Source organism: Flavitalea flava, from assembly GCF_054461575.1.
In genome coordinates this window covers 148,123-168,974 of the sequence record NZ_JBTLQH010000008.1, presented here as the reverse complement: position 1 = coordinate 168,974, position 20,852 = coordinate 148,123, and the positions used below count along the sequence as shown (strand labels likewise).

Genomic DNA, 20,852 nt, shown 5'->3' with positions numbered 1-20,852 from the left:
CTGTTCATGAATCTAATCTTCATCGGTCACACACCCTTCGGCTGCATTCTTTACGTGTCTGGCGTATTTGAACAGGATGCCCTTGGTCGCTTTCAGTGCAGGCTGTTTCCAGGCTTTTCTGCGCACCGCGATCTCTGCTTCGTCCACTTTTAATATGATGGTATTTTGGGTGGCATCCAGTTCGATCCTGTCTTCATCTTTTACCAGGGCGATCAGACCGCCTTCATAGGCTTCAGGGGTTATATGACCTACCACAAATCCATGCGTGCCTCCGCTGAACCTGCCGTCGGTAATAAGGGCCACGCTTTTTCCCAGACCTGCGCCGATAAGGGCGGAAGTCGGTTTGAGCATTTCGGGCATGCCGGGGGCGCCTTTTGGTCCCACCTGCCGGATAACGACTACGTCGCCCGGTTGGATTTTACCGGAATTGATACCCGCGATCAGATCATGTTCGCCATCGAATACACGGGCGGGGCCTTCGAATTTTTCTCCTTCTTTTCCGCTGATCTTGGCAACACTTCCTCCTTCGGCCAGGTTGCCGTATAAGATCTGTAAATGCCCGGTAGCCTTGATCGGCTTTTCCAATGGCCAGATGATATCCTGTTTGGCAAAATTCAGGTCCGGAACGGAAGCCAGGTTTTCTCCCAGGGTCTTACCGGTGACGGTCAAACAACTTCCATCGAGTAATCCTTTCTGCCATAAATATTTCATTACCGAAGGAACGCCGCCATGATTATGCAGATCCTGCATCAGGTATTTTCCACTGGGCTTAAAATCAGCCAGTACCGGGACCTTATCGCTGATGGCCTGGAAATCGTCCTGGGTGAGTGGCACATCCACGCTTTTTGCCATGGCGATCAGGTGTAATACCGCATTGGTGCTTCCTCCCAGTACCATGATCACGGTGATGGCATTTTCAAATGCCTTACGCGTCATGATGTCCTTTGGTTTGATATCTTTTTCCAGCAGGTTACGGATTGCTGCTCCGGCGTCCAGACATTCTTTCTTTTTTTCTTCACTGAGGGCCGGATTGGAAGAAGAGTAGGGGAGACTCATGCCCAAAGCTTCAATGGCAGCGGCCATCGTATTGGCGGTATACATGCCGCCGCAGGCGCCGGCTCCGGGACAGGAGTTCATCACAATTCCCTTAAAATCCGCTTCGTCCAGTTTGCCTGCTAATTTTTGCCCGAGGGCTTCGAAAGCAGAAATGATATTGAGATCCTGTCCTTTATAATGACCGGGTGCAATGGTACCGCCATATACCATAATGGCAGGACGATTGAGTCTGCCCATCGCTATGATGGAACCGGGCATGTTCTTGTCGCAGCCGGGAAGGGCGATCAATCCGTCATAGTATTGTGCTCCGCATACAGCCTCGATGGAATCGGCAATGATATCCCGGCTGACCAGGGAATACCGCATACCGTCGGTACCGTTGCTGATCCCGTCGCTCACGCCGATGGTATTAAATATAAGGCCTACCAGATCTTTTTCCCAGACTCCCTGTTTGACCAGTTTGGCGAGATCGTTCAAATGCATGTTACAGGTATTGCCATCATAACCCATACTTACGACACCCACCTGAGCCTTCTTCAGGTCCTCATCGGTGAGTCCGATGCCATATAACATCGCCTGAGCGGCGGGTTGCGTGACGTCTTGCGTGATTGTCCGGCTGTACTTATTCAATTCCATTGCTTGGGTTCTTATTTTTTAATGATGTCGTTTTTTGAATTCGTTTGTTATCCGATTTATGCTGTTTCCAATTGCATTTTTTTCTCTGTCACTCTTTCTTTATAAGCCACCTGGATACGTTTGCTCAGGGATTCGTTCCAGGATCCTTTAAAGGGTTTGCCATCGAGGGATTCCCATCCGATCACTTCGGCTGCCGTACCACAAAAGAAAGCGGCATCGCCTTCTCCAAGCTCCCCGGTGGTGAATAATTTTTCTTCAACCGGAATATTCAGTTCCCTGCAGATATCCATTACAGTAGCACGGGTAATCCCCGGAAGGATATTGCCGGTTGAAGGCGTGAACAGGGTTCCGTCTTTTTCAAAGAATACGTTAGCCCCGGGTCCTTCGGCAACATATCCATTCATATCTGTCAGCAATGCCTCATCATAGTCCTTTGCCTTTGCTTCCTGGCTGGCCAATATGGAATTCACATAATGGCCAGCTGCTTTTGCTTCTATTTTAAATCCTTTCGGGTTTGGCCGTTGAAAGGAGGAGGTCATGACCTTCAGTAATTTATCGCCCAGGAAAGGCGCCATTTCCCAGACCTGGATTGTTATATGGGACACCGTGTTCCTGCTGAAGCTCATATTGGCCGGAGCGTAAACCAGCGGCCGGATATAGGCATCCTGCAAATTGTTTTTTGACAGTACCTGGTAGGTAATATCGGTAAGTTCTTCTGTCTTGGCGGAATAGGGCATATTCATGGCTAAGGCTGAGTTGCGAAGACGGTCATAATGTTCGGCCGCCTTGAAGATCTTTGTTCCGCCGTTTGCTGTCCGGTAAGAACGAATGCCTTCAAATACGGCATAACCATAATGGAGGGACTGACCATAGAGGTCCGTCCTGGCTTCCGAGGCCTTCACAAATTCTCCGTCAAGCCAGAGGATGGTGTCTTTATTATAATATTCCATAAAACATATTTTCTGCGAACGATCGTTGGAACGACGTTCCGGGTTAATTAAACAGGTGTACCGGGAACAATAAGGGACCACGGGGCACAAAAAAGAGACCCGCCTCTGGGAGGCGGGTCTCTGGTATTTTGACTTTTACGTTTTTAAATTACCACCCTCCTCCCTGTATCGCAGGAATAATAATCACCACCACCACAATAATTATTGCGGTGAGCTGGTTGATGATATTATTATTACTGCGCATTTCCATGAAGGATGTATCTGTCTTGCGAATATACTTCCGTCAAATGGAAAATCAAAGAACTTTTTTACTTTTTTTAACCGCCGCTATCTATCAGCCGCTTCTGCCTGCTAACTGCTGCCTACCAAATGCTGCCTGCTTGCAGCTTGCTGCTTGTAGCTTATATTATCGTCGACTTTCTTAACTCTATATTGCCCTGATTGACATCCCCGGGAATTTTACCTCCTACATAATCACTGATCAGTTCGCCGATCGTGGTGGTAAAATAAAAATTAATAGGGTCGATGTCTTTGGTAACGAATCCATTCTGCAAGGTCCAGTTCGCTGCTTCCCTGACCGTATCGGCTTCCTTGTGCAGACCGAAATGGTCAAGCAGCATAGCGGCCGACAGGATACTGCCTAAGGGGTTGGCGATGTCTTTACCGGTTGCCTGCGGATATGAACCATGAATGGGTTCGAAAAGGGCGGCGCCTTTGCCGATGGAGGCAGAAGGCAGCAATCCCAAAGAACCGCTGATTACACTTGCTTCGTCGCTGAGAATATCTCCGAACATGTTTTCGGTCAGGATCACATCGAATTGTTTGGGATTGAGGATGATCTGCATGGCGGCATTGTCCACGAACAGGAAGTCGACCTTCACATCTTTATATTCCGCAGCAATTTCCTGTACGACCTTTCTCCAGAGCCTGGATGTTTCCAGCACATTGGCCTTATCTACCAGGGTAAGTTTTTTCCGGCGCTGCTGTGCCTGTTTGAAAGCCAGGTGGGCGATACGTTCGATCTCCTCGCGGGAATAGGTGCATTCGTCACAGGCCCAGGTACCTTCAGCATTAGTTTCTTTTTTGCCGAAATAAATCCCTCCCGTCAGCTCACGGAAAATGATGAAGTCGACATTTTCCAGGTTTTTTGTTTTTAAGGGGGATAGATGATGCAGGGCAGGGTAGGTGCTGACCGGCCGTATATTCGCAAATAATTGCAGAGATTTTCTCAGTTTAAGCAATCCTTGTTCGGGTCTTACTTTGGCATTGGGGTCATTGTCATATTTGGGATGGCCGATGGCGCCGAAAAGGATCGCATCGCTGTTCAGTGCGGCCTCGATGGTCTCATCGGGAAGGGGATTGCCGGTTCGGTCAATGGCATCTGCCCCCATCAGGCAATATTTATACGTGAATTCGTGGCCGCCTCTTTCAGCTACGGAATCCAGTACCTTGATAGCCTGCCTGGTTACCTCGGGCCCGATCCCGTCGCCTTCAATGACTACAATGTTTTTTTGCATACGAATTAGTGGTTAGTGGGGTTTTTTTAAGAAAGGGTTTTTTCGAATTGCTGGATTTCCTGTATCCTGGACAATTCTTCTTTGATGGGCAGATGCTGATCTATGGTAGTGTTATTTGCCATTTTTCCTTTTATTAAAGCAGGCCCATAAGCCATTACCGCTTGCGGGCTGGAATCGCCTTAAGCCGTTACGGCAGATCCCACATAAACTTTTGCCAATAAATGCAAATCATCTTCAACGACTTCTTTTTTGGTATCGGCAACCTGTACAAAACGTTCGTAAAGGACGTCGATATCATTCCTGTTGAACTCGTATCCCAGTTTCAGGAAACGGAAGGCCAGTGCGCTGCGGCCGCTTCTTGCCGTCAGAACGATCTTCGAGCCTTCTGCTCCGACTTCCTCGGGATTGATGATCTCGTAAGTCGAAGAATCTTTCAGGAATCCATCCTGGTGGATCCCGGAAGAATGGGAGAACGCATTAGCGCCCACGATCGCCTTATTGGGCTGTACGGGCATACGCATGGTTTCCGAAACCAGGCGGCTGAGCGGATTTAATTCTCTGGCATTGATGCCGGTGTAAAAACCCAGTTGTTTGTGCTGTTTGATCACCATGACGACTTCTTCCAAAGAAGTGTTTCCTGCACGTTCCCCCAGTCCGTTGATCGTACATTCGATCTGGCGGGCGCCGTTCTGGATACCGGCTATGGAATTAGCCGTAGCCAGGCCCAGGTCATTGTGACAATGGCAGGATATGATGGCTTTGTCGATGTTCTTTACATTGTTCTTCAGATAAGCGATCTTTTCCCCGTATTGATCGGGAAGACAGTATCCGGTAGTATCGGGGATATTGACCACCGTTGCGCCGGCAGCTATGACGGCTTCGATCACCCGGGCCAGATAGGAATTTTCGGTACGGCCGGCATCCTCGGCATAAAACTCAACATCGTCTACGAAATTTTTGGCCCATTTGACGGCCTGTGCGGCCCGCAGAACGATTTCGTCACGGGTGGTGTTGAATTTGCCCTTGATATGGAAGTCGGAAGTGCCGATTCCCGTATGAATACGGGGACGTTTGGCATGTTTGAGGGCCTGTGCGGCCACTTCGATATCTTTTTGTACGGCGCGGCTCAGCGCACATACGGTGGCAGTTCTGATGATTTTGGAGATCTCCTCCACGGAATGAAAGTCTCCCGGGCTGGATATGGGGAATCCGGCTTCCAGGATATCAACCCCTAAGGCTTCCAGTTGCAGGGCCAGTTCCAGTTTTTCTTTGGCATTCAGCTTACAGCCTGGCACTTGCTCTCCGTCCCGGAGTGTGGTATCAAAAATGAAGATTTTCTGTTCGGACATAGTATTTTTTAAAAGGATTAAGTAAAAAGATCAAGGCTGATTACATTTGTACAGCCTGATCTGGAAATAACCTTCATTCCGAAATTAGCCTTGTTTAGTTTGGTTATAAAATCATAATTAGCCCTGTTTTACACCGCGTAATAGGCCTAATTTTGGCTGAAACCCAGTCCAGACAAGCATTTTAAAGCTTTAAATTACGATGCCCAACCGATCGTCCGACGCACTGTTTCAATTGATTAAGTCTCTGGAAAAGTCCGAGAAACGCAATTTTAAGCTCTATATGAAGCGGAATTCCGCCAGTGAAGAGCTGAAGATCATCCAGCTATTCGATGCCCTGGACAGAATGGAGGAGTATGATGAGGAACAATTGTTAACGAAAAACAAAAGTATTCGAAAACAACAACTTTCCAATGCCAAGGCCCATTTATACCGGCAGATCCTGTCAAGTCTCCGCCTTATCCGCAACGAGGATAATATCGATATCCAGTTACACGAGCAGCTGGACCATGCCCGGATACTGTATAATAAAGGGCTTTATATGCAAAGCCTGAAGATGCTGGACCGGATCAAGGAAAACGCAAAGGCTCATAACCAGGTCACTTTCCTGTTGCAGGTCCTCTTTTTCGAAAAGAAGATCGAGGCTCTCCATATTACAAGGTCTATGCAGGACAGAGCCGACCAGCTAACGGGGGAAGTGGAGGCCGTAAACAGTGAACTGCAGCTGATGAGCAGTCTGTCCAATCTTTCGCTCTTATTGTATAGCTGGTATATACGCAATGGCCTTGCCCGCAATGAGCGGGATGAAGCTGCCGTTCAGCAATTCTTCGAACAGCATATTCCCGATGACCTGAGCCGGGTAAACGGGTTCTATGAAAAATTGTATCAATACCAGAGTTTTTGCTGGTATGCCTTTATCCGCCAGGATTATCTGCAATATTACCGGTATACGCAGAAATGGGTGGATCTCTTCGAAAAGGATCCTTTTATGATCGGCATAGAAACCGCGCATTATATAAAGGGGATGCATAATTTGTTGAGCGCGCATTTTGACCTGCTGAATTACCCGAAATTTTCAGAAGTGCTGGAGGATTTTGAGCGTTTTTCGCAATCGGAGGTGGTATTGCACAATCATAATAACCGGATACAGACCTTTGTCTATCTGAATATTTCCAAAATAAACAAACACTTCATCGACGGCACCTTTACGGAAGGACTGTCCCTGGTGCCCTATATCGAGGAGAAGCTGATAGAATACGGACTCTACCTGGACCGGCACCGTATCCTTGTCTTCTATTATAAGATCGCCTGTCTTTATTTCGGCAGCGGAGATTATGAGAATACGATCAACTACCTCAACAAGATCATTAATCTCAAGGTGGACCTCCGTACGGATCTGCAGTGTTATTCCCGGCTGCTCCACCTGATAGCCCATTATGAACTGGGAAATTTTGACCTTTTGGAATACCTCACCAAAGCAGTTTACCGGTTCATGAGCAAAATGGACAGTCTCAGTCTGGTGGAGGAAGAGGTCTTCAGGTTCCTGCGGAAGTCCTTAAAACTGTCTGCGGACCGGATAAAGCCCGAATTCGAAAATCTGCTGGAAAAGCTGAAAAAATATGAGATGGTGCGCTTCGAGACCCGGGCTTTCGCCTATCTGGACATTATTTCCTGGCTGGAAAGCAAAATCCTGAACGTCCCGGTCCAGGATGTGATCCGGAAGAAGTATCTGGAGGGCCGCCGGAGAGGATAAAGGAAGCGCCGGAGGCGCTTCGGCCTGAAAGGCCCATCAGGAGAGCCGGCCGGCATCCCTATGCCGACGGATTTGATTGGCCGTTCAGGCCAATCGCACAAAAAAGCAACAAAAAAGTATAAGGGAGCCGGTAACCCGAAACCCTGTGGAAGAAAAAACCGGGAGGAGAGGTTTTGGTAAAGTGTGTAAGGGGATTATATTCCCCTTGATAAAACATGGTTTATTTCTATTAAATGTGTACCTTTGCCCTCCTTAATTTAGGTTTATTGGCATCAATTTACTGTTATTTTGTGTCTAAATTATTGAATTTCAATAGAGTAGCAAAAGACTAAAAAACCGCATATTGCAATATGGCTATTAAAAAAGAAAATCGTCCCAGAGCCACTTTTTCAAAAATCACGATCGGATTAGCATCCCCCGATTCAATCCTCGAAAGATCTTACGGGGAGGTCCTTAAGCCGGAAACCATCAATTACCGCACGTATAAGCCCGAAAGAGACGGCTTGTTCTGTGAGCGTATTTTCGGTCCGGTAAAGGACTATGAGTGCGCCTGCGGAAAGTATAAACGTATCCGTTACAAGGGTATCGTTTGTGACCGTTGCGGGGTGGAAGTGACAGAGAAAAAAGTTCGCCGGGAACGGATGGGCCACATCAAACTGGTGGTGCCTGTCGTTCACATTTGGTACTTCAAATCTTTACCGAATAAGATTGGGTACTTACTGGGTATGAGTTCTAAGAAAATGGAAAGCATTGTTTACTACGAAAGATATGTAGTAATACAAGGGGGTGTCCGGACCGATAAAGGACAGAATCCCGGGGATCTGCTGACCGAAGAAGAATATCTGGAGATCCTGGATAATCTTCCCAAGGACAATCAGTACCTGCCTGACGAAGATCCGAATAAATTCATCGCCAAAATGGGTGCTGAAGCCGTGCACGCCCAATTGGAAAGGATCGACCTGGACCAATTGTCCTTCGATCTGCGTAATGCCGCTGCGAATGAAACTTCCCAGCAACGTAAGGCAGACGCCCTGAAACGCCTCAGTGTCGTGGAAGCTTTCCGTGATGCGAATTCCCGTATCACCAATCGTCCCGAATGGATGGTGATGCAATATATCCCGGTCATACCACCGGAATTACGTCCACTCGTTCCCCTGGATGGCGGCCGTTTTGCCTCATCGGATCTGAATGACCTGTATCGCCGGGTAATCATCCGTAACAACCGTCTGAAACGTTTGCTGGAAATCAAGGCTCCCGAAGTGATCCTGCGTAATGAAAAACGCATGTTGCAGGAAGCTATCGACTCCCTGTTCGATAATAGCCGTAAATCCAATGCGGTTAAAGCAGAAGGCGGTCGCGCTCTGAAATCCCTCAGTGATGTACTGAAAGGTAAACAAGGCCGTTTCCGTCAGAATCTGTTGGGTAAACGTGTGGATTACTCCGGTCGTTCGGTTATCGTGGTAGGACCTGAACTTAAACTACACGAGTGCGGACTGCCGAAAGATATGGCCGCTGAACTGTTCAAACCTTTTATCATCCGTAAGCTGATCGAAAGAGGTATCGTAAAAACAGTAAAGAGCGCCAGGAAATTAGTTGATAAAAAAGAGGCTATCGTCTGGGATATCCTGGAAAATATATTAAAAGGGCACCCGGTCATGCTGAACCGTGCTCCAACGCTGCACCGGCTTTCCATTCAGGCGTTCCAGCCAAAACTGATCGAAGGAAAGGCTATCCAGCTGCATCCGTTGGTTTGTACGGCTTTCAATGCTGACTTTGATGGTGACCAAATGGCCGTTCACGTTCCATTGAGCAGTGCCGCCGTTCTGGAAGCCCAGTTGCTGATGTTGTCTTCTCATAACATTCTTAACCCGCAGAATGGTACGCCGATCACCCTTCCTTCACAGGACATGGTTCTCGGTCTGTATTATATCACGAAGGGAAAGAAGTCGACCGAAGCTGAAAAAGTAAAGGGAGAAGGAAAAGCTTTCTACAGCGCCGAAGAAGTTATTATCGCTTATAACGAAGGAAAGATCGATCTGCATGCCTTCATCAAGGTGAAAACCAGGGTGAGGAATCCGGATGACACTATCGAGGTGAAATTGCTGGAAACTACAGTAGGCCGCGTATTATTCAACCAGAACGTTCCTATGGAAGTTGGTTTTGTAAACGCTCTGCTGACCAAAAAATCCCTCAGGGAGATCATCGGTAATATCATCAAATGGACCAATATCCCTAAAACGGTAAAGTTCCTGGATGATATCAAACTCTTAGGTTTCCGTATGGCCTTCAGAGGTGGATTATCCTTCAATATCAATGACCTTATCATCCCCGATACCAAGGAACAATTGCTGGTCAATGCCAAGGTGGAAGTAGATGAGGTTTGGGATAACTACAACATGGGTCTGATCACCAATAACGAACGTTACAATCAGATCGTGGATATCTGGTCACGTGTGGATACGCGTATCACCGAGTCCCTCATCGTGGAACTGGCCAATGACAAACAAGGGTTCAATTCCGTTTATATGATGTTGGATTCCGGAGCCCGTGGTAGCAAGCAGCAGATCAAACAGCTTGCCGGTATCAGGGGTCTGATGGCCAAACCAAGAAAATCAGGTTCTACCGGAAGTGAGATCATCGAAAATCCGATCCTCTCCAACTTCAAGGGCGGGCTGAACGTATTGGATTACTTCATCTCCACCCACGGTGCCCGTAAGGGTCTTGCGGATACGGCCCTTAAAACGGCTGATGCCGGTTACCTGACCCGTCGTCTGGTGGATGTGGCCCAGGACGTGGTGATCACCGAAGAAGATTGTGGTACTCTCAGAGGTATTGCCACTTCTGCCCTGAAGGATAATGAAGATGTCGTTGAAGATCTTTATGACAGAATACTCGGCCGCACATCGCTTCACGATGTGTATGATCCGGCAAATGAAGAATTGCTGATCACTGCAGGTGAGCAGATCACTGAAGAAATAGCCAGGCGTATCGAAGAGGCCGGTATCGAAACGGTTGAAATCCGTTCCGTACTGACCTGTGAAAGCAAGAGAGGTGTATGCGTACGCTGTTATGGAAAGAACCTGGCAACTGGTTATACCACACAGAAAGGAGATGCGGTCGGTATCATCGCCGCCCAGTCCATCGGTGAACCGGGAACCCAGCTGACCCTGCGTACCTTCCACGTGGGTGGTGTGGCCGGATCTGCTTCGGTAGAATCCACCATGGTCGCCAAGTTCGAAGGAACCGTTCAGTTCGATGGTTTGCGTACGGTCATTACCGAGAACCAGGAAGGAGAAAAGGTACATATCGTCATCGGCCGTACGGGCGAAGTCCGTATCATGGACGTGAAGAATGACCGTCTCCTGGCTACCAATAACGTGCCTTACGGTGCTACGCTGAATGTAAAAGACGGACAGAAAGTAGCTAAGGGAGATATCCTTTGCACATGGGATCCGTTCAACAACGTCGTTATCTCGGAAATCACGGGTAATGTCAAGTTCGACGCGGTTCTCGAAGGTATCACTTACCGGGACGAGGCTGATGAACAGACCGGTCACCGCGAAAAAGTGGTTATTGAAACAAAAGATAAAACGAAGATCCCGTCCATCAATATCGAAGGACCAAAAGAGATCAAATCGTATAACCTCCCCGTTGGCTCCCATATCGTGATGGAAGAAGGCGATCCGGTTAGAGCCGGACAGGTAATCGTGAAGATCCCCCGCGTCCTGGGTAAACTGAGAGATATCACGGGAGGTCTGCCGCGTGTTACGGAATTGTTCGAAGCACGTAATCCGGGTAATCCAGCCATCGTCAGTGAAATTGACGGGGTGGTAGCTTTCGGGAACATCAAACGTGGTAACCGGGAAATCATCGTGGAAGCAAAAGACGGTGTGGTTAAGAAATACCTCGTTCCGCTGACCCGTCAGATCCTGGCACAGGACGGTGACTTTATCAAGGCCGGCGCCCAGTTGTCGGATGGTCAGGTTGCCCCTGCGGATATCCTGTCTATCAAAGGACCTTTCGCCGTTCAGGAATATGTAGTAAACGAGATACAGGAAGTTTATCGCCTTCAAGGGGTGAAGATCAACGACAAACACGTCGAGGTGATCGTGCGCCAGATGATGCGTAAACTAACCATCGTCGATCCGGGCGATACCCGTTTCCTCGAAGAAGATACGGTTGATAAGTTCGAATTCCTGGATGAAAATGACTGGATCTACGATAAGAAGGTCGTGGTCGATCCGGGCGAATCCGGAAAACTGAAAGCCGGTCAGATCGTAAGTCTCCGGGAAGTAAGGGAAGAGAACTCCATTTTGCGTCGTAATGACAAAAAACTGGCTGAGTTCAGGGATGCGAATGCAGCCACTTCTGCGCCATTGTTGCTCGGTATCACCAAGGCTTCCCTCGGTACGCAAAGCTGGATCTCGGCCGCTTCCTTCCAGGAAACGACGAAGGTGCTGTCTTCTGCGGCCATCCAGGGTAAGACAGATGATATGCTTGGTCTGAAGGAGAATGTGATCACCGGTCATCCGATCCCGGCCGGTACTGGTCTGCGTGATTTCGAGAACATGATCGTAGGTAGCAAGGAAGAATATGAATTGCTGCAGACGACCCGCGAAGCCATGCAATTCGACGAAGAAGAATAATTGAATCAAGTTTATATAAAAGACCGCCGAAAAATTTAACAGTTTAGGCGGTCTTTTTTTTGGAGAATCCCATTAATTTGCAAAAAAGAGTTTGATGAAGCATATTTCCACCATTTTGGCAGTGATCGCCCTGGCCCTCGCCGGCGTTTTATTCTACATGCAATCCAACCAGGCCGGACAGTTGAAAAAGCTCTCGGATAATGAAAGAAAGACATCCGCCAACGGTTTCAAGATCGGTTATTTCGATATGGACACGCTGGAAGCCCATTATGATTTTTTTAAGGAAGCGCAGACGCAGGTGAAGGCTAAAGAGAGTGCCATGAATATGGAACTAAGCAGTCTTGACCGGTCCAACCAGAAAAAAGTGGAAGCCTGGCGTCAGAAAGGGAGCGCTATGACACAGGGTGAGAGCGAGCAGGCACAGCAGGAATACCAGACTATGCAACAAACCTTTCAAAGCAGGAAAACCGCTCTGGAACAGGAGTTATATAAAAACACCGAAGACCTGAAGACCAATATCCGTAAGAAGATCGAAGATTATCTGAAGGAATATAACAAACTAAAAAGTTATTCTTTCATTTTCGCTTATGACCCCAGTTCCTTTATATATAATAAAGATACGCTCTATAATATTACCCCCGATCTGCTGCAAGGGCTGAACGCCGAGTATAAAAAGAAGAATTAATCCGATTGCCGGCAGCCTTTTATAGCTAAAAAATCCGCCGGGGGAAATCAAGGCATTTCCTTATCTTCCATCTCGTAAAATTCTATATTTAACGCTATGGCAGAAACAACCAAAACTTTCAAGCCCTCCCTTGGCTTGCTGGATGGAACTATGATCGTTGCGGGGTCTATGATAGGCTCCGGTATTTTTATCGTCAGTGCAGATATTACCCGCAATGTCGGAAGCGGAGGCTGGCTGGTCTTCGTCTGGCTGATCACCGGGTTTATGACCCTGACGGCAGCTGTGAGTTACGGTGAACTCAGTGCTATGTACCCTAAGGCAGGTGGTCAATACGTTTACCTGAAAGAAGCATACAACCCGCTCACGGGGTTCTTATATGGCTGGAGTTTTTTTGCGGTTATCCAGACGGGTACCATTGCAGCAGTAGGTGTCGCCTTCTCCAAATTTGCCGGTTATTTCTGGCCTTCCCTGGATTTAATTCCGGGAAATGAGTTAGTTCAGATAGGAGGTTACAAAATTTTCCCCGCCCAGCTGCTGGCCATCGTACTTATTATTCTCCTTACGTATATCAATACACGCGGTATTAAATCGGGGAAATGGATACAAACCATTTTTACCGTCACCAAATTAGCCTCTATTTTCGGCCTTATTGTATTTGGTTTCTGGCTGGGAGCGAAGAAAGGTGTCTGGCACGACAATTGGGCCGGCGCCTGGAATATGCAATCGCTTAGCCGGGCCGGCGGGGATGGAAGTCTGGATATTCTGGGTACGCCTATCCTGGGAGCGGCTGTCATTGGCGCTATCGCTGCCTCCATGGTCGGATCGATCTTCTCCAGCGATGCCTGGAACAATGTAACTTTTATAGCAGGGGAGATGAAAAATCCCAAGCGGAATATCGGTCTGAGTCTTTTCTTCGGAACCCTTATCGTTACCGTGATCTATGTTGCCGCCAACCTGATGTACCTCAGTGTCCTTCCGGTCAGCGGGATCGCGTTTGCCAAACAGGACCGGGTAGCGGTGGCTGCGGCCAATGTTATCTTCGGAACCAGCGGCACGTATGTCATCGCCGTGATGATCATGATCTCCACTTTCGGTTGTAACAATGGATTGATCCTTGCCGGAGCGCGGGTATATTATACGATGGCTAACGACGGCCTGTTCTTCAAAAAGGCGGGAACCCTTAACAAAAATGCCGTCCCGGAATGGGCGCTTTGGGCGCAATGTGTAGTTGCCGGAATTTTGTGCCTCAGCGGGAAATACGGGGACCTCCTGGATATGATCTCCTTTGTTGCCGTATTTTTTTATGCGTTGACGGTACTCGGTATCTTTGTGCTGCGCCGGAAACAACCTGGTATAGAAAGGCCTTATAAAGCTTTTGGATATCCGGTTCTCCCTGCCATTTATATCGTGCTGGCCATGGTCTTCTGTATCGCACTGATCATTCAGAAACCTATATATGCCAGCTGGGGCCTGGGTATCGTTCTGGCAGGGATACCTTTATATTATATAGCTTTGTCAAATAAAAAAGCAGCTTAACAGGAAGGAGGCGGCTTTAATAAAGAAAAAAGCAGCTTAATGCTATGATCGATTTTAGTAAATTATTCGAAGGATTTAAGAATATCAAAGCCGGGGTCATCGGGGATATTATGCTGGATACCTATTTGTGGGGACATGTCGAAAGGATCTCTCCCGAAGCGCCGGTGCCGGTCGTAACCCTGGACAAACGGGAATACCGGATCGGAGGCGCCGGAAATGTTGCCCTGAACCTGGCCTCTCTTGGGGCGCAGGTATCCACTTTTTCAATTATCGGAACGGAAGAAGAGGGCAGGATTTTAGAAGACCTGTTGAAAAAAAACCGGATCGATACGGCATATTTACTAAAAAGCGATTCCCGCATTACGACCAATAAAGCCCGGATCATCGGTCGCAATCAGCAAATGATGCGTCTGGATTCTGAAACGACCAAGGATCTTTCCAAAGAGCAGGAGGATCAATTGCTGGCCCAGATAGAACGATTCCTGAATGAAGAAAAACCACAGGTCATTTTATTTGAAGATTATAATAAAGGTGTCCTTACCGAACGGGTGATCCGGGAAACTATCGCCCTTTGTAAAGACCGTCAGGTTATTACAGCTGTCGATCCCAAAAGGAAAAACTTTTTTTCCTATCAGGGAGTAACCATTTTTAAACCCAATCTGAAAGAGGTCAAGGAAGGATTGAACGTGCTCCTGGAAGAACCTCATTTGGCAGCTCTGCAGGAAATTCATGTACAGCTGGGCGGAAAACTACATCATTCCATTTCGTTCATTACCTTGTCGGAAAAAGGAGTGTTTTACCAGGACCCCGGCCAGTCTGCGATTATCCCATCTCATCTCCGCAATATTGCCGATGTATCCGGCGCGGGCGATACCGTGATAGCTGTTGCCTCGCTCGTCTATGCCGCTACCGGCGATACACGGGTGATGGCTGAAATAGCCAATATAGCCGGCGGCCTGGTCTGCGAAGAAGTAGGTACGGTCGCTATCGATAAGGATCTCTTATTGAAGGAATGCGAAGTATTGCTGGGGGAATAAAATTGGAGAGGATAATAAAAACTCAAATAAGAATAATTGCAGAAATCTTCTTCAAGATGGAAACTGGCAATTAATAAATTGCTCTTTTGTCTCCGGGTGACCGCTGACCTGAAAACAGGATTCCGGCTGATGCTCAATAGTAAGCGCTACAGCAGGTATCAAAAAAAGAATGGCGGCCCTGCTAATTATAAAGAGGAAAAAGTCCAGGTTTATTCTATTCGCTACCTCTCCCGGGATTTTATACTTTTTCTCAGGACCTATAGCGGAGATATCCAGATGTTCTACGAAATATTTTTGGAGCAGGTTTACCGGTTACCGCCAGGTTTGATACCCATTTATTTACAACATACTGAACCCGACTCAACCAATCCCGCGACCCTATCTATGACCAATCCCCTGGTTATCGTGGATGCAGGAGCAAATATTGGAATGGCGGCCAAATATTTCTCGCTTGTTTATCCAACGGCCAGGATTTTTTGCATTGAACCCGCCTCTCGTAATTTTAGCGTATTGCAAAAAAACCTGGCAGCAGAACAGGCTGCCGGAAGGGCTTTTTTTCTGGAAGCAGCACTCTATGAAAGGGAGGGAAGTATAGTCCTGGAAGATGCAGGCTGGTCTTTTAACAGCAAGGTTAGAGAACCCGGACTTGAACCCGGACGTGGACCTGACCCCGGCCTTCCCGCTATTCCGGCATTTACCGGTAAAGGGCTTCTCGACCGGTTCGGACTCGATAATGTAGATCTGTTGAAAATGGATATTGAAGGAGCTGAAGAGGGCCTGTTCAAAGGGGATACGTTATGGCTGGATAGAGTATCTGCCATTTTAATAGAGATCCATACGAAGTCAGGAATAGACCTGATCAAAAATAAGCTTACCGGACAAGGATTTTTCTGGTATCCCTGGCAACATTCGGAGTCTGCGGCATCGCTGTTTCTGGCTTCGAAAAAGGAATTGACAGGAAATAGTTAGTTTAGTGATATGAAAAAATATGCTGTAATAGTGGCCGGAGGATCAGGAATACGCATGGGTAATCAGCTACCCAAGCAGTTTTTATTACTTGGCGGCAAACCTGTTTTGTGGCATACCCTGACCGTTTTCCTGGAGTCTTTCGAAGACCTGGAAATCATTCTGGTGCTGCCCACTGAGTATATGGAAACGGGAAAGACGATCCTTTCGGCTACCTCCGCTCCGCATCGTGTTCACCTAACTTCCGGTGGTATAACACGGTTTCATTCCGTAAAAAATGGGCTGGCCCGCATCCCGGATGGAGAAAATTCAATCGTTTTTGTTCATGACGGCGTACGCTGTCTGATTACGAAAAGTCTTATTCATCGATGTTATGAGAAGGCTGTCGCATATGGAAATGCCGTTCCCGCTATCGCTTCTGTGGATTCTATCCGATTGGAAACTCCACAGGGAAATCAATTGATCGACAGGGATAAAATCAGGATCATTCAAACACCGCAAACATTTTACAGTGAGGTGATCAAGAATGCCTTTGAACAGGAATTTCAGGAGTTTTTCACCGACGAAGCCAGTGTGGTGGAAAGGGCCGGGGGAAAGATCAACCTGGTGGAAGGCGAATCCTCGAATATCAAGATCACCAGACCCGTCGATCTCCTGATCGCCGAAAGTATATTGGTAGAGCGAAAAATTCGGCCAAAGGGATGAGTTGCGTAAAGCTTACTCCAGGCTGTTAAGGGAATGTTTACTCTTTAAAAGATTAACCGGAAAAGGTAGATTGTTCATAATTAGATGCGGGTATTGTACCCGGGCCGGTCCGAATTGTTCATTAAAGAAAGCGATCCCGGGAATATCGGATCCTTCGAAACGGAATACCCGGTTGCTGCCGGCATGGTCTTTTATGGCAGCGTCGGTCAATAAATAAAATGCGCCTTTTTCTTTTCCTTCCTCTGTACTTCCTCCCATAATGGAATAAACGAATTTATTATCCCTGAAAACCAGGTACCAGGCCCCGGTTTCTCCGTCAGGCAATTTGGCCAGATAGGTGGCCGCATTTCCCATTTTAAAGGCCGATAAGGCACAGGCTGTAAATGCTTCGTAATTACCGGCTTTTACCCTGGTATGTCTGCTGCCATATTCCGCTCTATACCGCTCAATCACTTCGAGCGGGCTTCCATCCCGGACGATAAGGATGTCCCGCTCTATCGCTTTTTTACACATGCGGGTTGCCAGTCTTTTGTAATCCCGTGCTATCTCTTCTTTGTCTTTTTGTAAGGGGAGAAGATTGTTCAGACGCATGATGATCTTAAGGGGTAAACCGGTAATATTATTTTCGGGTCGACTGGTTTCGGTAAGATCGATGTCCCAATATTTGAATTTTTGCGGAATGGCCCGGAGAAAGGAAGATAAAGAAATACCGGCAGGATGACTACCGAATACTCCCAGGAACGGCAGGTAATAAGGTTGATAGATATAACAGAAACCAAATTTTTTCTTCCAGGGAATTGGCATGACGGCAGCATAGTCATCCAGCACAAGCCCACCCCATTGCCCCGAAGCCATATGATCCAGGTAAAACGACCGGCAATAGATCAGGCCTTCAGGATCCCTTTCCATACAGGCATCCCATTTTACAATATCGATCTCCTGTCTTTGCAAATAACGGATATGGTAAGCAGCGCTCATATCAGAAAGGGATATTCCCGAATACCTTGCGGTAATTGAAATTTTGGATATCGATACTGAAGGATATCTTTTTCCAGAAGGTATTTTGATCAGACAGGGTTTTTAATTGATCGCCGAAATCGCTGCTGTAAACAATCGGCGCATAAACATGCACGCTGTTATGAAGCAGAGATAATTCCAACCCGGCGACATAGAGGAACCTGCTGGTAGGAGCGTTGCTTTTCCAGGCTTCCGAATACGATCCCAGGTCCAGAAATACTTTAATGGGGATCCAGCCGGGAACGATATTGGAAGGTAAGGTACTGGCCAGGTTTAAGGCGCTTACCCAGTTTTCGGATCTTCCTTCCACGAAAGGAAAAAGATTAACTCTTATTTTCAGATCGCCATCCCTGTTCATGATCTGCTGACTGGCAAAACCCGTTTGTTCGTTGCGTCCAACAAAATAATTACTATACGTATAATCATCACTGCCGCCTACTGCCGTAAGTTTAGGGAGAAAGGCGTTGAGATTATAGGCGGAGCCATTGTTACCGATATAACCGAATTTGGCGGCAAAAAAACGAAGATCCATTCCTCCGCCTTCTGCATAATTAAAGAAATAATTACCGGTGAAATTGATCCGGTAGAATTGAGATGCCTGCTGGACCTGCAGCAGTGCCTTGTACGGATAGAGTACGCGGTCATCGGCTACCTGGATGCTTAGTTGATTGAGGTAGCGGAAATTATATTTTCCCGCTGCCGTGGGATACCGGATCGAATCGCTTGTTTTTAAAACATAATTATTAAACGCGTTCTCTCCGATTAAAAAGGTCTTCCATTCGATCCATTTTTCCTGGGTAGATCTTGCTGATTTATTTTTCAGGGTGAAACGAAGCGAGGGGGCAAACTTGTAAAAGCCGGCAAATAATTTTTTCCCGTTGCTGTCTGTCTCCGAGCGGGTGGAGAATCGGGCTGCGCCAATACCCAGCCTTATCTTTTGAAAACGTTCCTCAGGATGCCAGGTATAACTGAGGTCGCCCATTCCGTTCAACTGATGGCTGTTGGTCGCATAAAGGGGAGCAAGAACAAATTGTAAGGCATTTGGGGGCAGATCATAATTATGTATGATCCCACCTATCATGAACTGGTCATACTTGTTATATCCTGCTGCGGGTAAAATATTTATATAATTGAACTTGTCGGTATTTCGGGCTGAGAACAAAATGGCGGGTTTGATCTTCCGGTGGTTATTGAAGGGCGACAGCGGCCCTTTTTTATCCAAAAGAGCAAATTGCCCTTCTAATGAACGTCCGCCGGTCTTTTCCAGGGATCGTTGAAAATCTTCCGGATAGGGATGTTTGAATTGCCAGCGCCGGTAATAGTCCTGCATACAGCTATCAAAAAGGCCGGTTCCCAGGCTGTCCTCCAGTTGTTTCATCCAAAGCCCGGTTTTGGCATAAGCGATCAGGTCATAATTAAAATCCGTAAAATCTTCTGAAGGGGTGGAAATTGGTTGGTCACGTTTTTCTTTGGCCAGGATGTCGATGAAAAGACGGTCCTGGTCTGCGGGTATTTTTCTCAGCAGCCAGTTGTTGCCTGCATTTGCCGGAGTGGGTCCAGGCTGTTTGTATTTTTGTAATTCATACCGGTTATCATAGTAAGTATTTATTCCTTCGTCCATCCAGGGATACCGGCGTTCATTCGTTCCCAGGATTCCATAGAACCAATTATGTCCGACTTCATGTTCGAGGATCAGATCGAGCCCTTTTTCCGATCGCTGGGAAGTAATGCCGGTGAGGGTAGGATATTCCATTCCACCCGGTGCTGCCATATTTACTTCGGCTGCGCTGACAACATTAAAGGGGTATTCGCCAACTAAGGAAGACCGGAACCGAACGGCATCCTTGATGTACTGTGTACTGTTCTTCCAGGGGGAACCGGGACCGGAAGTATAAAAGGCATAAATGTCGATGACTCTCCCAGAAGCCAGTTGAAGGGTATCGTGACCGACCCGGAAGTGTTTATCGGCAAACCAGGCAAAATCATGGACGTTCGTTTGTTTGTACTGAAGCGTTTTTACGGGGGAGTCGGATAGATTTTCCGGAGTTGATTTCGCGGAATGCTGGCCGGAGGAATAGCGGGATGGCTTGCGGGGGGCTTTGGTGGATCTATCGCCTGGGCCCTTGACACTATTCTTTGCAGATCCTTTTCCTGAACCTTTTGGAGAAGGATTTACCGGGATATTCGGGGGGGCGGAAGGATCTCCGGTTTCCTGTCTTCCCGTTCCGTTCTGTAATTCACCGGTCGCGGCTACTATATAGTCTTTGGGTACGGTGATACGAACGTCGAAATTTCCAAATTCTCCGTAAAACTCCCCCTGGTCCAGATAAGGGATGGGATGCCAGCCCTTTTTATCGTAAACGGCAGGTTTGGGATACCACTGCGTGACCTGATAGGTCCTTCCCACATGGCCTCCCCTTGAAAAATTGTAGGGAAGTTGTTCATGGAAAGGAGTGGTGATCGTTATTTGGCCGCCCGGCAACAAGAGATGGGGTAGATTTATTTTAACGATATCGATATACCCGGGGTGATCCTCCATTTTGGCAGGCATTTCATCAACCCTGAAATCCAGGTGATTGATGTATCCTTTTTTTTGTTTGTCCGAAAAATAAAAGTCAGTCCTTCCATTGCCTAATAATTGTTCACCGAATGCCGTTCTTTCGTTCTTAAAGGCATTGGGCCAGAGATGGATCCATATAAAAGACAAGGTATCGGGGGAGTAATTGGTATATTGTATCCTGAGGAAGCCGTCCAGCGTGTGCTCCTTATCGTTTAAGGATACGGTAATGGTATAATCCACCTGCTGCTGCCAGTAGTCTCCCGTCTGCGCATTTACCGGCAACTGCCAGGCAGCACCGACAACCATCCAACTACAAAAAAAAAGTATCCGTCGAATCCTGTGTTTCAAATCCTCTTTGTTTTATTCAGCGATAATGACCCGGTTTAAAGGCCGTCTGACCCCTGATTCAAAAATAACGAATCGCCTTAGTTTATCTTGTGTT

The 20,852-nt window shown here is 47.4% G+C and carries 13 protein-coding genes; 7 read left to right on the top strand and 6 right to left on the bottom strand.

The genetic code is table 11. The features are described from left to right. Window positions 1–12 precede the first annotated feature (12 nt). The 4 genes from ilvD to ACX0G9_RS10410 all read right to left on the bottom strand — a co-directional run bounded on the left by ilvD (window position 13) and on the right by ACX0G9_RS10410 (window position 5,508). Window positions 13–1,692 carry a dihydroxy-acid dehydratase gene (gene ilvD, locus ACX0G9_RS10425; RefSeq protein ID WP_459064837.1) on the bottom strand — a complete coding sequence of 560 codons (1,680 nt, stop codon included), beginning with the start codon at window positions 1,690–1,692 and terminating at the stop codon, window positions 13–15. Window positions 1,693–1,748: 56 nt separating this feature from the next. Then, window positions 1,749–2,642 (bottom strand): branched-chain-amino-acid transaminase, encoded by an 894-nt coding sequence (gene ilvE / locus ACX0G9_RS10420; RefSeq protein WP_459064836.1) that lies wholly within the window; start codon window positions 2,640–2,642, stop codon window positions 1,749–1,751. Between the two features lie 401 nt (window positions 2,643–3,043). Then, entirely contained in the window at window positions 3,044–4,159 is a 1,116-nt protein-coding gene (gene leuB / locus ACX0G9_RS10415) for a 3-isopropylmalate dehydrogenase (RefSeq protein WP_459064835.1), read from the bottom strand. 179 nt (window positions 4,160–4,338) lie between these two features. Continuing rightward, window positions 4,339–5,508 carry a 2-isopropylmalate synthase gene (locus tag ACX0G9_RS10410; protein WP_459064834.1) on the bottom strand — a complete coding sequence of 390 codons (1,170 nt, stop codon included), beginning with the start codon at window positions 5,506–5,508 and terminating at the stop codon, window positions 4,339–4,341. 280 nt (window positions 5,509–5,788) lie between these two features. Between ACX0G9_RS10410 and ACX0G9_RS10405 the strand changes: the two genes are divergently transcribed. From ACX0G9_RS10405 to ACX0G9_RS10375, 7 genes are all read left to right on the top strand, one after another. After that, window positions 5,789–7,258: a hypothetical protein gene (locus tag ACX0G9_RS10405; protein WP_459064833.1), complete on the top strand. Its 1,470-nt coding sequence runs from the start codon at window positions 5,789–5,791 to the stop codon at window positions 7,256–7,258. 350 nt (window positions 7,259–7,608) lie between these two features. After that, the gene (rpoC, locus tag ACX0G9_RS10400; RefSeq protein ID WP_459064832.1) at window positions 7,609–11,904 is read left to right on the top strand and encodes a DNA-directed RNA polymerase subunit beta'; all 4,296 of its coding nucleotides are present in this window, start codon (window positions 7,609–7,611) and stop codon (window positions 11,902–11,904) included. Window positions 11,905–11,998: 94 nt separating this feature from the next. Further along, entirely contained in the window at window positions 11,999–12,589 is a 591-nt protein-coding gene (locus ACX0G9_RS10395) for an OmpH/Skp family outer membrane protein (RefSeq protein WP_459064831.1), read from the top strand. 96 nt (window positions 12,590–12,685) lie between these two features. After that, complete coding sequence (locus ACX0G9_RS10390; RefSeq protein WP_459064830.1) at window positions 12,686–14,125, top strand: APC family permease; 1,440 nt, start codon at window positions 12,686–12,688, stop codon at window positions 14,123–14,125. A gap of 44 nt (window positions 14,126–14,169) precedes the next feature. Next, complete coding sequence (locus ACX0G9_RS10385) at window positions 14,170–15,162, top strand: bifunctional heptose 7-phosphate kinase/heptose 1-phosphate adenyltransferase (RefSeq protein ID WP_459064829.1); 993 nt, start codon at window positions 14,170–14,172, stop codon at window positions 15,160–15,162. A 36-nt stretch (window positions 15,163–15,198) separates the two neighbouring features. Further along, window positions 15,199–16,131 (top strand): FkbM family methyltransferase, encoded by a 933-nt coding sequence (locus tag ACX0G9_RS10380; protein ID WP_459064828.1) that lies wholly within the window; start codon window positions 15,199–15,201, stop codon window positions 16,129–16,131. 9 nt (window positions 16,132–16,140) lie between these two features. Further along, window positions 16,141–16,833: a 2-C-methyl-D-erythritol 4-phosphate cytidylyltransferase gene (locus ACX0G9_RS10375; RefSeq protein WP_459064827.1), complete on the top strand. Its 693-nt coding sequence runs from the start codon at window positions 16,141–16,143 to the stop codon at window positions 16,831–16,833. A gap of 12 nt (window positions 16,834–16,845) precedes the next feature. Here the strand turns inward: ACX0G9_RS10375 and ACX0G9_RS10370 are convergent, their stop codons facing one another. Beyond that, entirely contained in the window at window positions 16,846–17,811 is a 966-nt protein-coding gene (locus tag ACX0G9_RS10370) for a hypothetical protein (protein WP_459064826.1), read from the bottom strand. Window position 17,812: 1 nt separating this feature from the next. Next, window positions 17,813–20,758, bottom strand: a complete 2,946-nt coding sequence (locus ACX0G9_RS10365; protein WP_459064825.1) for a M1 family metallopeptidase — start codon at window positions 20,756–20,758, stop codon at window positions 17,813–17,815. Window positions 20,759–20,852: the final 94 nt, after the last annotated feature.